The organism is Streptomyces sp. NPDC054841 (assembly GCF_053611045.1).
Genome location: NZ_JBSGZO010000227.1, coordinates 1 through 13,707, shown reverse-complemented (window position 1 = coordinate 13,707; position 13,707 = coordinate 1). Strand labels below are relative to the sequence as shown.

The following is a 13,707-nucleotide window of genomic DNA, read 5'->3' as shown; positions in this document are numbered from 1 at the left end:
CAGCGGCACGTCGCGGCCGAGCTCGACGGTCATGGTGACCGTGTCGCCGGGGCGCGCGACCGCCGGCTCACCGAGGTCGACGTCCCCGACGACATCCGCCGTGCGGATGTAGAACTGGGGCCGGTAGCCGGTGCCGATCGGGGTCGTACGGCCGCCCTCACGGCCGGACAGGACGTACACCTGCGCGGTGAAGCGGCGGCTCGGCGTGACGCTGCCGGGCGCGGCGACCACATGGCCGCGGCGCACCGCGTCACGCGGCACACCGCGCAGCAGCAGCGCCACGTTGTCGCCGGCCTCGGCCGACTCCATCGGCTTGCCGAAGGTCTCCAGGCCGGTGACGACGGTCGTGACGTCCGCACCGAGCACCTCCACCTGGTCGCCGACGCGCACCGTGCCGCGCTCGACGGCGCCCGTGACGACCGTGCCGCGCCCGGTGATGGTGAGGACGTTCTCCACCGGGAGCAGGAACGGCGCGTCCGTGTAGCGGACCGGCATCGGCACGTAGGTGTCGACGGCGTCGAGCAGTGCCTCGATGGCCGCGGTCCAGCGTGGGTCGCCTTCCAGGGCCTTGAGACCGGAGACCCGTACGACGGGGACGGCGTCTCCGCCGTACCCGTGTGCCGTGAGCAGCTCGCGGACCTCCAGCTCGACGAGGTCGGTCAGCTCGGGGTCGCCCGCGTCGGCCTTGTTGAGCGCGACGACGATGTGGTCGACGCCGACCTGACGGGCCAGCAGGACGTGCTCGGCGGTCTGCGGCATGATCCCGTCGAGCGCGGAGACGACGAGGATCGCCCCGTCGAGCTGTGCCGCTCCCGTGACCATGTTCTTGACGTAGTCGGCATGACCCGGCATGTCGACGTGCGCGTAGTGCCGCGTGCCGGTCTCGTACTCGACGTGCGCGATGTTGATGGTGATGCCGCGCGCGGCCTCCTCCGGGGCCCGGTCGATCCGGTCGAAGGGCACGAACGTGCCGGTGCCGCGCTCGCTGAGGACCTTGGTGATGGCTGCGGTCAGGGTGGTCTTGCCGTGGTCGACGTGGCCCATGGTGCCGATGTTGAGGTGCGGCTTGGTGCGCACGTATGCCGTCTTGGGCATGGCTGTTGCGGTTCCTTCCCGGAACTCGAAGCGTGAACTCCCTGTGGAGGGGGACCCCTGGGCCGGACCGACCCTCCCCCTGCGGGGTCCGCCGGTCGATCCGGGGAGGGTCAGCTTCGGACGCCGTCGAAGGGCGCGGCGGCGGCTGCGTCGACTGCAGCGGCCGTGGCTGCTGCGACGACCGCGTCGACTGCCGCGGCCAGGTGGAAACCGGCAGCCTTCGGCGCGTCCGCGACTGCGGACGGCGCTGCGGGGAAGGCGTACCGGAACATGCCTGAAGGATCTCCGACGGCGTGGGTGGGCGTCGAATGGTTTTCCGGGCGGGGCTACGGGGTCACAGGTTCTTGAGCGCTTCGCGTACGGAGAGCGGCGCCAGCCGGTCACGGGCGGAGGAGACGAAGCCGCGGACCGCGTCGGGGTCGGTCTTGGCGTACTCGCGCAGGCTCCAGCCGATCGCCTTGCGGATGAAGAAGTCCGGGTGGCCCGACTGACGCAGGCAGTAGCGGAAGAGGCGCTCCGCGTCGGTCGCGTCCTTGTGGCGGAGCTGGTGGAGCAGGGCGGTGCGCGCGATCCAGAGGTCCTCGTCCTCGATCCACTCGTCCATGACGGGGACGAGCTCGGGACCGGCCGCGACCAGTCCGCCGACGACGTGCGAGGCGAGCGCGTCGACGGTGTCCCACCAGGAGACGGTGGTGATCAGGTGTCGCACGACCGGGAGGAAGCCGGACGAGCAGCGCGTCACGTACCGGCGCAGGTAGTCGACCGCGAAGTAGTGGTACTCGCGCTCCGGCAGCTCCCAGCAGCGCAGGGCGATGGCCGTGCAGTCGGCCTCGTCGGGGCGCGGGGCGCCGTCGAGCACGGCACGGGACAGGGCGCGGCGGTCCGGGGTGCGGATGCCGAGGAACGGTGCGATGTCCTTCATGTACGCGGCGGCCTCGCGTGCCCGGACGGGGTCGGCCGCCGTGGGGTACACGGCCGTGAGCCGTTCCAGCACGGTGTCGGCGAGTACGCTGCGAGGCGTTGCCGGGGGCGTCATGCGCCACACATTACGGCGATCACGGACGGCCGTCGGTTAGTCTCCCCTGATGCTCGACCCCGTCCCCGGGCCGCCCGACGGCCTCGCGCTCCGCCGCAGCCGGGCCCTTCTGTCGCCCCGGTCGCGGCTGGCGCTGCTCGTGCTGCTGCTGGCGTCGGCGGCGTCCGCGGTCGTGCTGTACGAGCCCCAGCGGCTGCTCGCGACGGGCTGGCCGCCGCAGCTGAGCGGGGGCGCCGCGGTCGTGCTCTTCGGGCTTGCGTACGGCCTGTGCACCGCGGCTTTCGTGCCCAGGCCCCTGCTGAATCTGGCGGCGGGCGCGCTCTTCGGCTCCCAGGCGGGCCTGGCGGCCGCCGTCGCCGGCACGGTGCTCGGCGCCGGCATCTCCTTCACCCTGGGCCGCGTCCTCGGCCAGGACGCGCTCCGGCCGCTGGTGCGCGGCCGCTGGCTGACGGCCGCCGACGGCCAGCTGAGCCGCCACGGCTTCCGCTCCATGCTGGCTCTGCGGCTCTTTCCCGGCATCCCCTTCGCCGCCGCGAACTACTGCGCCGCGGTGTCCCGGATGGGCTATCTGCCCTTCCTGCTGGCGACGGGGATCGGCTCGATCCCGAACACCGCCGCCTACGTCGTGGCCGGCAGCAGCGCGGCTTCCCCGACGTCGCCCGTCTTCCTCTTCTCGATGGGCTTCATCGTTCTGTCGGCCCTGGCCGGCGCGGTGGTGGCCTGGCGCAAGCGCCACCGTCTGACCCGCGCCGGCTGACCGGCGTACCGGCTCACCATCCCGGCCCGTCCGGGGTCCCCCACGCCGCAGGGCGTAGGGGCAGTTCGAGGACGGACGCTTCGGTCCACTGGACGTGGGCGGCACACTGGGGACCGGGACCCGGCGGGAACCGGGACCCGGCCGGCTACAGCGCCTCGAGGACCGTGGCGTTCGCGAGACCGCCTGCCTCACACATCGTCTGGAGGGCGTAGCGCGCGCCGCGTGCCCGCATCGAGTGGACCAGCGTGGTCATCAGACGGGTGCCGCTCGCGCCGAGGGGGTGGCCGATGGCGAGGGCGCCACCGTGGACATTGACCTTCGCCGGGTCGGCTCCCGTCTCCTGCAGCCAGGCGAGGACCACGCTCGCGAAGGCCTCGTTGACCTCGAAGAGGTCGATGTCGTCGAGGCCGAGGCCCGCCCGCTTGAGCACCTTCTCGGTGGCCGGCAGCACTCCCGTCAGCATGAGCAGCGGGTCGGATCCGGTGACGGCGAAACTGTGCAGCCGGGCCAGCGGGCGCAGGCCGAGCCGCTCGGCGGTCTCGCCGGAGGTGATCAGGACGGCCGACGCCCCGTCGTTGACCGGGCTGCTGTTTCCGGCCGTGACCGACCACTCGATCTGCGGGAAGCGCTCGGCGAAGACGGGGTCCTCGAACGAGGGGCGCAGCCCCGCCAGGACCTCAGCGGTCGTCCCCGGCCGTACGCTCTCGTCACGCTCCAGACCGCCGATCGGTGCCACCTCGGCGTCGAACAGCCCGTCCGCCCAGGCCCTGGCGGCCCGCTGATGCGAGGTCACCGCGAACGCGTCCATCGCCTCGCGCCCGATGGACCACTTCGCCGCGATGAGCTCGGCGCTGATCCCCTGCGGGACGAGCCCCTCCGGGTAGCGCTCGGCGACCCCCGGCCCGAAGGGGTCGGCGCCCGGAGGCACGTTGGACCACATCGGCACGCGGCTCATGGACTCGACTCCGCAGGCGATGACGGCGTCGTACGCGCCCGCCATGACGCCCTGCGCGGCGAAGTGCACGGCCTGCTGCGAGGAGCCGCACTGCCGGTCGACGGTGGTGGCAGGCACGGACTCGGGGAAGCCTGCGCCCAGCCAGGCGTAGCGCGTGGTGTTCATGGCCTGCTCACCGACCTGGTCGACGGTGCCGCCCACGACGTCGTCGACCAGTGCGGGATCGATTCCGCTGCGCTCGACGAGGGCGCGGAGGGTGTGGGAGAGCAGCTCCACAGGGTGGACGTGGGCCAGGGCGCCGTTCGGCTTGCCCTTCCCGATCGGTGTTCGGACTGCTTCGACGATGACGGCGTCACGCATGGAGCGCGCCTCCTCGCTCACTGCATCAGCTGGTGAGTTTGAAAACTGGACTCTCTGGCTACTCGACAGTAGCTCATCGAGTTGGGATTTCCAACCCACTGCCTTCTAAGCTGGCCCCATGAAGGCCGCCCGCCCCTGCTCCATCGCCGACGCGCTCTCCCTCGTCGGCGAGAAGTACGCCCTGCTCGTCCTGCGCGAGGTCTTCCTCGGCGTCCGCCGCTTCGACCGGATCGCCCGCAACACCGGCGCACCGCGCGACATCCTCACCGCCCGGCTGCGCCGGCTCGTCGAGGCCGGGGTACTGGAAAAGGTCCCTTACAGCGACCGCCCGCAGCGCTTCGAGTACCACCCGACGGACGCCGGACGGGATCTGCAGCCCGTCCTGCTGACGCTGATGGCCTGGGGTGACCGGCATCTGTCGGAGCGGCCGCCGACGGTGCTGGAGCACGCGTGCGGCGAAAGGCTCACCCCGGTCGTCGTCTGTGCGTCCTGCGGCGGGGAGGCGGCCCCGGACACCCTGACCACGCATGTGCACGCGCCGGGCTGGACGGTGACGGGCCCGGCGGACGACTGAGATCCCCGTCGTGGAACCCGGCGGGGATCGCGTGCCCCACGGCAGGGGCTTTGCGGGACACGCCTCGGGGCGTCCGCAGTGCGGGAGGATGCCGCACGTGCGGAACGTAAGGAACGTGCGGTACGTGCGGAACGTAAGGAACGTGCGGTACGTGCGGAACGTAAGGAACGTGCGGTACGTGCGGAACCTGTGGAAGCTGTGGAAGCTGCGGAACGGCGAGGCATCCGTACAGCGCCGTCAGGCAGGCTGGACCGCCGGAGTTCTGGACCTGTCGCGACGGTCGCCCTACGGTCGATGCCGATATCCCGACGGGCAGTTGCGGGAAAGGCGGAGCATGGGCACCGGGCGGCAACCCGACGCGGCGGAGCCATCAGGAGGCCGCTCAGAACACCGGCTGGCCGCGCTGGGAGTGCCCGCGGACGACGAGCGCCTCTACCGGGTGCTGCTCGCCCGCCCCGACGCGACCGTCGCCGAGCTCGCCGCGGCCACCGGCTGGGACGCCGCGCGCGTCCGGCGCCGGACGCGCTCACTGGAGAAGCGGGGCATGCTGACGCGCGTGCCCAGCCGCCCCGTCCGCTTCGCCCCCGCGCCCCCGGACGTCGTGACCGAAGTGCTGGCCCTGCAGCGGCAGGAGGAGATCGAGCGCGCCCGGCTCGCGGCGGCCTCGCTCACCGAGGAGTTCCGTACGGTGCGCCGCGGCGAGGGCGGCCCGGCCGTCCAGGTCCTCAGCGGACGGGACGCGATCGCGCAGCGCTTCTTCCAGACCCAGCAGTCCACCCGGGACGAGGTGCTCATACTCGACCGGCCGCCCTATGTCGCCCGGCCCGCCGAGGAGCAGACCTCCGTACAGCGCCGGCTCATGCGCCGCGGCGTGCGCTATCGCACCATCTACGACCAACGCTCCCTCGATTCGCCCGGACAACTGGGCCTCTGCCGGGAGTTGGCGCTGCTCGGCGAGGACAGCAGGGTCCTGGACGAGGTCCCGCTCAAGCTCGTGATCGCCGACCGGCGGCTCGCGCTCGTGCCGTTCGTCCTGCCGACCGAGCGCGAGGTGATGGTGCTGCAGGCCTCCGCGCTGCTCGACGCCCTGGTGGTCTTCTTCGAGATGCTGTGGCACCGGGCGGTGCCGCTGTGGCCCGCCCGCAGCCGGCCGGCCGAGGACCGGGCTCTGTCCGCCGACGACGAGCAGCTCCTCGCCCTGTCCGCGTCCGGCCTGACCGACCACGCCATCGCACGCCGCCTCGGCGTCGCGCAGCGCACCGTCGAGCGCCGGATGCGCAGGATCATGGACCTTCTGGGCGCTCGCACCCGCTTCCAGGCCGGGCTCCAGGCGGCCCACCAGGGCCTGATCGGCAGCCCTCCGCCGCCCGGGCCCGAAGCCTGACCGGCCCGGTCCGAGCCGGTCAGGCTCCGGACGGGACCGGCCCGGACCCGGCGGACCCGCCGAAGAGGCGACCGACCGCACACTGCGATGATCTTGCGGGGTTCGCCGGGTGCCAGCCCGCCCGTGGGCCGTGAACCCGGTGCCGCTACGCTGCCACGGACGGACGCATGATCGCGGCCCGCATCGCACATTCAGACCTGACCAGCACTTGGATGGCTTAGCTTTCATGTCGTGGTTCGAATCATTCATCCTCGGGCTCGTCCAGGGGCTGACGGAGTTCCTGCCCATCTCGTCCAGCGCGCATCTGCGCCTCACGGCGTCGTTCGCCGGCTGGCACGACCCGGGTGCGGCCTTCACCGCGATCACCCAGATCGGCACCGAGACGGCCGTGCTGATCTACTTCCGCAAGGACATCGCGCGGATCGTCTCGGCCTGGTTCCGTTCGCTCACGGACAAGTCGATGCGCAGGAACCACGACGCGCAGATGGGCTGGCTGGTGATCGTCGGCTCGATCCCGATCGGCGTGCTCGGTGTCACGCTCAAGGACCAGATCGAGGGTCCGTTCCGTGATCTCCGGCTGATCGCGACCACGCTCATCGTGATGGGCATCGTCCTCGGTATCGCCGACCGCCTCGCTGCCCGCGACGAGACCGGCGGCAAGCACCGCGCCATCAAGCAACGGAAGTCCCTGGAGGAGCTCACCGTCAAGGACGGTCTGATCTACGGCGTCTGCCAGGCGATGGCCCTGATCCCGGGTGTCTCGCGCTCGGGCGCCACGATCAGCGGTGGTCTGCTGATGGGCTACACCCGCGAGGCGGCGGCCCGCTACTCGTTCCTGCTGGCCATTCCGGCCGTGCTCGCCTCCGGGCTCTTCGAGCTGAAGGACGCGGGTGACGGCGGGCATGTGTCGTGGGGCCCGACCATCTTCGCGACGATCATCGCGTTCGGTGTCGGCTACGCGGTCATCGCGTGGTTCATGAAGTTCATCACGACCAAGAGCTTCATGCCCTTCGTCATCTACCGGATCCTGCTCGGCATCCTCCTGTTCATCCTGGTCGGCACGGACGTCCTGAGCCCGCACGCCGGCGAGTCGGCGGGCTGATCCGCGCCTGAAGAGGCCCACACGGCGGTCCTTCGCCCGTGGGGCCGTGCGCCGGTGACCGGCGCGGCGAGACGGGGCGGTGCGGGACGTGGCACGTACGCTCGCGCCGTGCCCAACCTGACGGCGGTCCTGAAACGGCTGGTCATCGGCCGCGCGCTGCGCAGCGAGGAGCTGGGCGGGACACTGCTGCCCAAGCGGTTCGCCCTGCCGATCTTCGCCTCCGACCCGCTCTCGTCGGTGGCGTACGCGACGCAGGAGATCCTGCTGGTGCTCACCCTCGGCGGGCTCGCCTATCTGCACTTCACCCCGTGGATCGCGGCCGCGGTCGTGGCACTGATGACCGTCGTCGTGCTCTCGTACCGCCAGGTGGTGCACGCGTATCCGAGCGGCGGCGGTTCCTACGAGGTCGCCACCAGCAATCTGGGCCCGTCCGCCGGACTCGTGGTCGCCGCTGCGCTGCTGGTCGACTACGTGATGACCGTGGCGGTGTCGGTGGCCTCCGGCGTCGACAACATCATCTCGGCGATTCCGCAGCTGGCCGAGCACCGGGTGCTGATGGCACTCGTCTTCGTCGCCCTGCTGACCGCGATGAACCTCCGCGGGGTACGCGAGTCCGGCCGGGCCTTCGCCGCGCCGACCTATCTGTTCGTCGGCGGCATGCTGATCATGTGCGGGACGGGGCTCATCCGCTATCTGCTCGGCGACGCACCGGTCGCCGCGACCGCCGAGTACGGCATCGAACCGGTCCCCGCGGATGCGAACCTGGTCGGTCTGGCCCTGGTGATGCTGGTCCTGCGCGCGTTCTCCAGCGGCTGTACGGCGCTGACCGGCGTCGAGGCGATCTCCAACGGCGTGCCGGCCTTCCGCAAGCCCAAGTCGCGGAACGCGGCCACCACCATGGCCTGGATGGGCATCATCGCCATCACCATGTTCGTCGGTGTCACGATGCTCGCCATCGTCGCGAAGGTGCACATCGCCACGGACTCCTGCAACCTGACGGGGCTCGCCGACTGCGAGAACTACACGCAGCGCACCGTCATCGCGCAACTGGCCGCCTCGGTCTTCGGCGGAGAGAACAGCTTCGGCTTCTACTACGTCCAGGCCGCCACCGCGCTCGTCCTGATCCTCGCCGCGAACACCGCGTTCAACGGCTTCCCGCTGCTCGCCTCCGTCCTCGCCCAGCACCGCTACCTCCCGCGCCAGCTGCACAACCGCGGTGACCGCCTCGCCTTCTCCAACGGCATCCTGGCGCTCGCGATCGTGGCCGGACTGCTGCTGTGGGCCTACAAGGCGAACGTCACCAGCCTGATCCATCTGTACATCCTCGGCGTGTTCACCTCGTTCACGCTCTGCCAGACCGGCATGGTCCGGCACTGGAACCGCGAGCTGCGCACGGAGCGAAACCCCGCCCTGCGCCGACGCCACGCCATCTCCCGGATCATGAACGCGACCGGCGCGGTCACCACCTGTCTGGTCCTCGTCGTCGTGCTGCTCACCAAGTTCACCCAGGGCGCCTGGCTGGCGGTGCTCGCCGCCGTCGTGCTGTGGGTGATGATGCGGGGCATCCGCCGTCACTACGACGCCACCACGGCCGAACTGGCGGTCACCGACCCGCGCAGCGAACTGGCGCCGCCCTCACGGGTCCTGGGGATCGTCCTGGTCTCCACCGTGCACAAGCCCACGCTGCGGGCCCTCGCCTACGCGCGTGCGATGCGTCCGGACCGGCTGGAGGCCCTCACCGTCGCCGTCGACCGCGACGCGGCGGCGGAGCTGCAGCGGCAGTGGGAGGAGTACGGAATCGAGGTGCCGCTCAAGGTCCTCGACTCCCCGTACCGGGAGATCACCGCCTCCGTTCTGGTGTACGTCCGCTCCATCAGACGTGAGAGCCCGCGGGACGTGGTCGCCGTCTTCATCCCGGAGTACGTGGTCGGCCGCTGGTGGGAGAACCTGCTGCACAACCAGTCGGCACTGTGGCTGAAGAGCCGGCTGCTCTTCACACCGGGAGTCATGGTGACCAGCGTCCCCTGGCAGCTGAGCTCCTCCGCTCACGCGGACCACCCCGCGGCGCGCGCCCCCGGCTCGGTCCGCCGCGGCGAGCCGGTCGCCCGCTCCAGGCGCTGACTCCGCACGACCCCTGACCCCCGTCGCCGGCCCACGGTATGTCCCCGGCCCTGCGTGGGCCCTTGGCGTGACGCGTCCACTGACCGACACTTGGCCGATGACGCAGCGCGTGGATCTCGCGACGGTGATGGACCGGCTGGCCATCGACGAGGTGATCACCGGATACGCGGTGGCCGTGGACGACGCGGACTGGCCCGGCTACCGGGCCCTGTTCACCCCGGACGGCCGCGCCGACTACCGCAGCGCGGGCGGCATCGAGGGCCCGGCGGCGGCGGTCGCCGACTGGCTGGCGGAGACGATGCGGCTGTTCCCCGTACGGCAGCACCTCATCGTCAACCGGCAGGTGCGCCTCCAGGACCTGGGCGGCTACCCCGGCGACAGGGCCGAGGTGCAGGCCGACTACGTGAATCCGATGCGGCTGGAGTCGGGGGACGACTTCGTCTCCGGCGGGCGGTACGCGTTCGGCCTGACGCGCGCGGACGGCGGTTGGCGGCTGCGTTCGGTGACCGTACGGGAGAAGTGGCGGCACACCGCATTCCCCGTGCCGGCCGCCGACTGATCGACACGTGGCCTGTCCCGGGCCGCGCCGCTCCATCACACTGGAGGAAGACACTGCTCTCGGGGAGGCGCGGCATGCGGATTCCGGTCGGCCGGCGGGAGCAGCTGACGAAGCTGTTGTCGTCGCCGTGGTGGCGCGGAGCGGCCGCGCTCGTGGCGGGCGCGCTGCCCGCGCTCGCGTTCCCGGCACCCGCGCTGTGGTGGTTCGCGTATGGCGCGCTCGTACCGTGGCTGCTGCTGATCCGGACCGCGCCGACGGGCCGTCGCGCCGCTCTCGACGGCTGGCTCGGCGGTATCGGTTTCATGCTCGCCGTGCACCACTGGCTGGTGCCGAATCTGCACGTGTTCCTCGTTGTGCTGGCGGCCCTGCTCGGGCTGCTCTGGGCGCCGTGGGGGTGGCTGGTCCGCTCGATGCTGGGCCGCTCACCGTCGGCGGCGCGGGCGGCCGCGGCGCTGGTCGTCGTGCCGTCCGGCTGGCTGATGGTGGAACTCGTCAGATCCTGGGAGGGGTTGGGCGGCCCGTGGGGACTGCTCGGGGCGAGCCAGTGGCAGGTCCCGCCCGCGCTGCGGCTCGCCTCGGTGGGCGGGGTCTGGCTGGTGAGCCTGCTGGTGGTCACCGTGAACACGGCCGTGACCGTGCTGCTGGCGCTCCCCACCGCACGCGTCCCCGCGGTCGCGGGAGTCTGCGCGTGCGCCGTGGCCGCCGGGGCGGTGTGGGTGTGGTCGCCGCGCCCCGAACGGCCGGGCCAGGTGGTACGGGTCGCCGTCGTCCAGCCGGGCGTCATCAACGGGGTCGGCGGGGCGGAGCGGCGCTTCGCGCGCGGCGAGCAGCTGACCGGGGAGCTGGCGGGGCAACGGCTGGATCTCGTGGTGTGGGGCGAGAGCAGCGTCGGCGCGGACCTGGCGGCACGGCGCGATCTCGCGGCGCGGATCGCCGCGCTGTCGCGGACGGTGGGTGCCCCCGTGCTGGTCAATGTGGACGCCCGGCGCTCGGACCGCCCGGGGATATTCAAGAGCAGTGTGCTGGTCGGCCCGGAGGGTCCGACCGGGGACCGCTACGACAAGATGCGGCTGGTCCCCTTCGGTGAGTACGTACCTGCGCGTGCGCTGCTCGGCTGGGCGACATCCGTGGGCGAGGCGGCGGGTGAGGACCGGATGCGCGGCAGCCGCCAGGTCGTGATGACGCTGCCCGGCGACGGGGCGGACGGTGGGCTGCGGGTGGGGCCGCTGGTCTGCTTCGAGTCGGCGTTCCCCGACATGAGCAGGCGGCTGGTCCGCAGCGGCGCCCAGCTGCTGATCGCCCAGTCCGCGACCTCGACGTTCCAGGGCAGTTGGGCGCCCGGGCAGCATGCCTCGCTGGCGGCACTGCGGGCCGCCGAGACGGGCCGGCCGATGGTGCACGCCACGCTCACGGGCGTGAGCGCGGTCCACGGTCCCGAGGGTGAACAGGTGGGCGCCAGACTCGGTACGGACGCGAGCACCACCGCCGTGTACGAGATCCCGCTCGCCCGGGGTACGACGCCGTACGTCCGGCTCGGCGACTGGGCCGTGTACGGCGCGCTGGCGGTGCTCGCGGCGCTGTGCGCGGCGGAGGGCCTGCGGGCCCTCAGGAGGCCTGCTCCAGCGCCTCCCGCACCACCCGCTCGCACAGTTGATGGGTCAGCAGTGCGTCCTGGGCGCTGAGGAACTTGTCGGCGCGGACGGCGTCGAGGAAGGCCATGACGGCCTGTTCGATGCCACGCTGCCGCGCCACCGGCACCCAGTCGCCTCGCCGCCGCAGGGTCGGCTGGCCCTTGTGGTCGATGATCTCCGCGAGGTTGACCACCTCGCGCTTGGTGTCCTGCCCGGCCACTTCGAGGATCTCCTCGGTGGAGCCGTTCAGCCGGTTCATCATTCCGATCGCGGTGAATCCGTCGCCGGAGAGCTGGAGCACCACGTGGTGCATGAGCCCGTCGCGGATCCTGGCGCGTACGTCGGTGTGCTCGACCGGCCCGGGGAGCAGGAAGCGGAGGGTGTCGACGACATGGATGAAGTCGTCGAGGACGAGGGTGCGGGGGTCCTCGGGGAGGCCGACCCGGTTCTTCCGCATGAGGATCAGCTCGCGCGGGTGCTCCAGGCACTGGGCGTAGCCGGGGGCGAAGCGGCGGTTGAAGCCGACGGCGAGGCTGGTCCCGGTCCGCTCGGACAGCTCCACCAGGCGCTCGGACTCGGTGAGTTCATAGGCGAGCGGCTTGTCGACGTACGTCGCCACACCGGCCTCCAGCAGCCGGGAGACGATCTCGGGGTGCACGGTGGTCGGGGCGTGGACGAAGGCGGCGTCGAGGCCCTGGGCGAGGAGGGAGTCCAGGGCGGTGTGGCAGCGCTCCCCGGGGATGTGGTGGGCTGCGGCGACCCGGTCCAGGGTGGCCGCCGTGCGCGTGTGCAGATGCAGTTCGACGCCCGGACGAGTGCTGAGCACCGGCAGATAGGCCTTCTGCGCGATGTCCCCGAGCCCGATGCAGCCGACCTTCACGAGGGCCTCCCTATCGCGTCGTCCTCTGTGCCTTCGCTGTTCCGGCAGCATACGTGTGCTGGGGCGGCTGGCGATGCCGTCGAAGCCGCGCAGGACGAGGCCGGGTCCGAAGCGGGAGACGGCGGCGATGAGTGCGTCGCGCACGGCGACGGCCGGTGCGCCGCTCTGCATGGCCAGCCGGCCGGTCCTCGTGGCCTGCCGCACGATCCCCATGGTCCGGGGCAGCCGTTCGCGGGTGTACGAGGCGAGGCGCCGGCCGACGTCCGGTCCCCGGCCGGCGTGGTGGGCGAGCACGATCGCGTCCTCGATGGCCTGGTTGCCGCCCTGGCCGAGGGTGGGCTGCATGGCGTGCGCGGCGTCGCCGAGGAGAGCGACCCGGCCGTGGTGGTAGGCGGGCAGCGGCACGGCCATGTGGTGCACGTCGTGTCGCAGTACCGCGTCGGGCTCGGTGGCGTGGTGCGAGGGACTCATGTTCTCCTGCGCCGCCGGGTCGTACCACGCGCAGGTACCCAGCAGGGCAGAGCTGCGCAAGGGGTTCGGCGAGCTGCTGCACGGGATGCTCGGGCGCTGAATTCCCTGGCGGGGATGGATGTGCGTCGTCGAGGATGCACACCATGACCACATCTGAGCGGACCACAGCACCAACGACCGCCGGCGAGCGCGGCATGCTGGAAGGCTGGCTGGACTTCCATCGCGAGACGCTGGCGCTGAAGTGCGCGGGGCTCGACGACAAGCAGCTCCGCGAAACGAGCGTGCCGCCCTCGCAGCTGTCCCTGCTCGGCCTCGTACGGCACATGGCGGACGTCGAACGGTACTGGTTCCGCCGCATCCTGGCCGCGGAGGACGCACCACCGCTGTATTACAGCGAGGAGGACCCGGACGGTGAGTTCCATCCGACCGACGGGGACACCTGGGAGGCCGCACACACGGCCTGGAGCGAGGAGATCGCGCACGCCCGGGAGCTGGCCGCCGCACATTCCCTGGACGACCTCGCGACCGGCACGCACCACGGCGGACTGACGTTCAATCTGCGCTGGATCTATGTCCATATGATCGAGGAGTACGCCCGTCACAACGGGCACGCCGATCTGCTCCGGGAGCGGATCGACGGTACGGCGGGGGTCTGACGCGCCTAGGCCCTGTCCGGGCGATCTTGTCGCCCGCGACGACAGCTACGGCACCTCGCTGCGTTGTCGGAGTCGCCCAAGTACGCCCAGTACGACGGCGATCCTCCGCCTTGCGATGCGTCCCCT

Annotated in this window: 13 protein-coding genes and 2 pseudogenes; 9 read left to right on the top strand and 6 right to left on the bottom strand. The window is 71.5% G+C overall.

The window, feature by feature from the left end; all coding sequences use genetic code 11:
* The 3 genes from tuf to ACWGI8_RS26350 all read right to left on the bottom strand — a co-directional run.
* A partial coding sequence (gene tuf, locus ACWGI8_RS26360) for an elongation factor Tu (RefSeq protein WP_453664527.1) occupies positions 1–1,095 on the bottom strand: 1,095 nt, incomplete at its 3' end.
* Positions 1,096–1,205: 110 nt separating this feature from the next.
* A complete protein-coding gene (locus tag ACWGI8_RS26355; RefSeq protein WP_453664526.1) occupies positions 1,206–1,367 on the bottom strand; it encodes a hypothetical protein in 162 nt (53 codons plus the stop codon).
* Between the two features lie 62 nt (positions 1,368–1,429).
* Positions 1,430–2,131, bottom strand: a complete 702-nt coding sequence (locus ACWGI8_RS26350) for a DNA alkylation repair protein (RefSeq protein ID WP_453664524.1) — start codon at positions 2,129–2,131, stop codon at positions 1,430–1,432.
* Positions 2,132–2,180: 49 nt separating this feature from the next.
* Between ACWGI8_RS26350 and ACWGI8_RS26345 the strand changes: the two genes are divergently transcribed.
* Complete coding sequence (locus ACWGI8_RS26345) at positions 2,181–2,888, top strand: TVP38/TMEM64 family protein (RefSeq protein ID WP_453664523.1); 708 nt, start codon at positions 2,181–2,183, stop codon at positions 2,886–2,888.
* Positions 2,889–3,033: 145 nt separating this feature from the next.
* Here ACWGI8_RS26345 and ACWGI8_RS26340 read toward each other — a convergent pair whose 3' ends face one another.
* A complete protein-coding gene (locus ACWGI8_RS26340; protein ID WP_453664521.1) occupies positions 3,034–4,203 on the bottom strand; it encodes a thiolase family protein in 1,170 nt (389 codons plus the stop codon).
* 118 nt (positions 4,204–4,321) lie between these two features.
* Here ACWGI8_RS26340 and ACWGI8_RS26335 point away from each other — a divergent pair, with 118 nt between their 5' ends.
* The 6 genes from ACWGI8_RS26335 to lnt all read left to right on the top strand — a co-directional run bounded on the left by ACWGI8_RS26335 (position 4,322) and on the right by lnt (position 11,625).
* On the top strand, positions 4,322–4,777 hold the full coding sequence (locus ACWGI8_RS26335; RefSeq protein WP_453664520.1) for a winged helix-turn-helix transcriptional regulator: 456 nt from the start codon (positions 4,322–4,324) through the stop codon (positions 4,775–4,777).
* Between the two features lie 334 nt (positions 4,778–5,111).
* The gene (locus ACWGI8_RS26330) at positions 5,112–6,161 is read left to right on the top strand and encodes a helix-turn-helix domain-containing protein (protein WP_453664518.1); all 1,050 of its coding nucleotides are present in this window, start codon (positions 5,112–5,114) and stop codon (positions 6,159–6,161) included.
* A 226-nt stretch (positions 6,162–6,387) separates the two neighbouring features.
* Entirely contained in the window at positions 6,388–7,263 is an 876-nt protein-coding gene (locus ACWGI8_RS26325) for an undecaprenyl-diphosphate phosphatase (protein WP_453664517.1), read from the top strand.
* Positions 7,264–7,371: 108 nt separating this feature from the next.
* Positions 7,372–9,384 carry an APC family permease gene (locus ACWGI8_RS26320; RefSeq protein ID WP_453664515.1) on the top strand — a complete coding sequence of 671 codons (2,013 nt, stop codon included), beginning with the start codon at positions 7,372–7,374 and terminating at the stop codon, positions 9,382–9,384.
* A gap of 97 nt (positions 9,385–9,481) precedes the next feature.
* A complete protein-coding gene (locus tag ACWGI8_RS26315) occupies positions 9,482–9,943 on the top strand; it encodes a nuclear transport factor 2 family protein (RefSeq protein ID WP_453664514.1) in 462 nt (153 codons plus the stop codon).
* A gap of 74 nt (positions 9,944–10,017) precedes the next feature.
* Positions 10,018–11,625, top strand: a complete 1,608-nt coding sequence (gene lnt, locus ACWGI8_RS26310; protein WP_453664512.1) for an apolipoprotein N-acyltransferase — start codon at positions 10,018–10,020, stop codon at positions 11,623–11,625.
* Here the strand turns inward: lnt and ACWGI8_RS26305 are convergent.
* The gene (locus ACWGI8_RS26305; RefSeq protein WP_453664529.1) at positions 11,549–12,454 is read right to left on the bottom strand and encodes a Gfo/Idh/MocA family protein; all 906 of its coding nucleotides are present in this window, start codon (positions 12,452–12,454) and stop codon (positions 11,549–11,551) included. The genes lnt and ACWGI8_RS26305 overlap by 77 nt on opposite strands.
* A 255-nt stretch (positions 12,455–12,709) precedes the next feature.
* Positions 12,710–12,799: pseudogene (locus ACWGI8_RS26300) on the bottom strand (FAD-dependent monooxygenase); the annotation flags it as partial.
* A 103-nt stretch (positions 12,800–12,902) separates the two neighbouring features.
* Here ACWGI8_RS26300 and ACWGI8_RS26295 point away from each other — a divergent pair.
* Both ACWGI8_RS26295 and ACWGI8_RS26290 read left to right on the top strand, forming a co-directional pair.
* Positions 12,903–13,025, top strand: a pseudogene (locus tag ACWGI8_RS26295) (TetR/AcrR family transcriptional regulator); the annotation flags it as partial.
* Positions 13,026–13,068: 43 nt separating this feature from the next.
* Positions 13,069–13,581 (top strand): DinB family protein, encoded by a 513-nt coding sequence (locus ACWGI8_RS26290; RefSeq protein WP_453664510.1) that lies wholly within the window; start codon positions 13,069–13,071, stop codon positions 13,579–13,581.
* Positions 13,582–13,707: the final 126 nt, after the last annotated feature.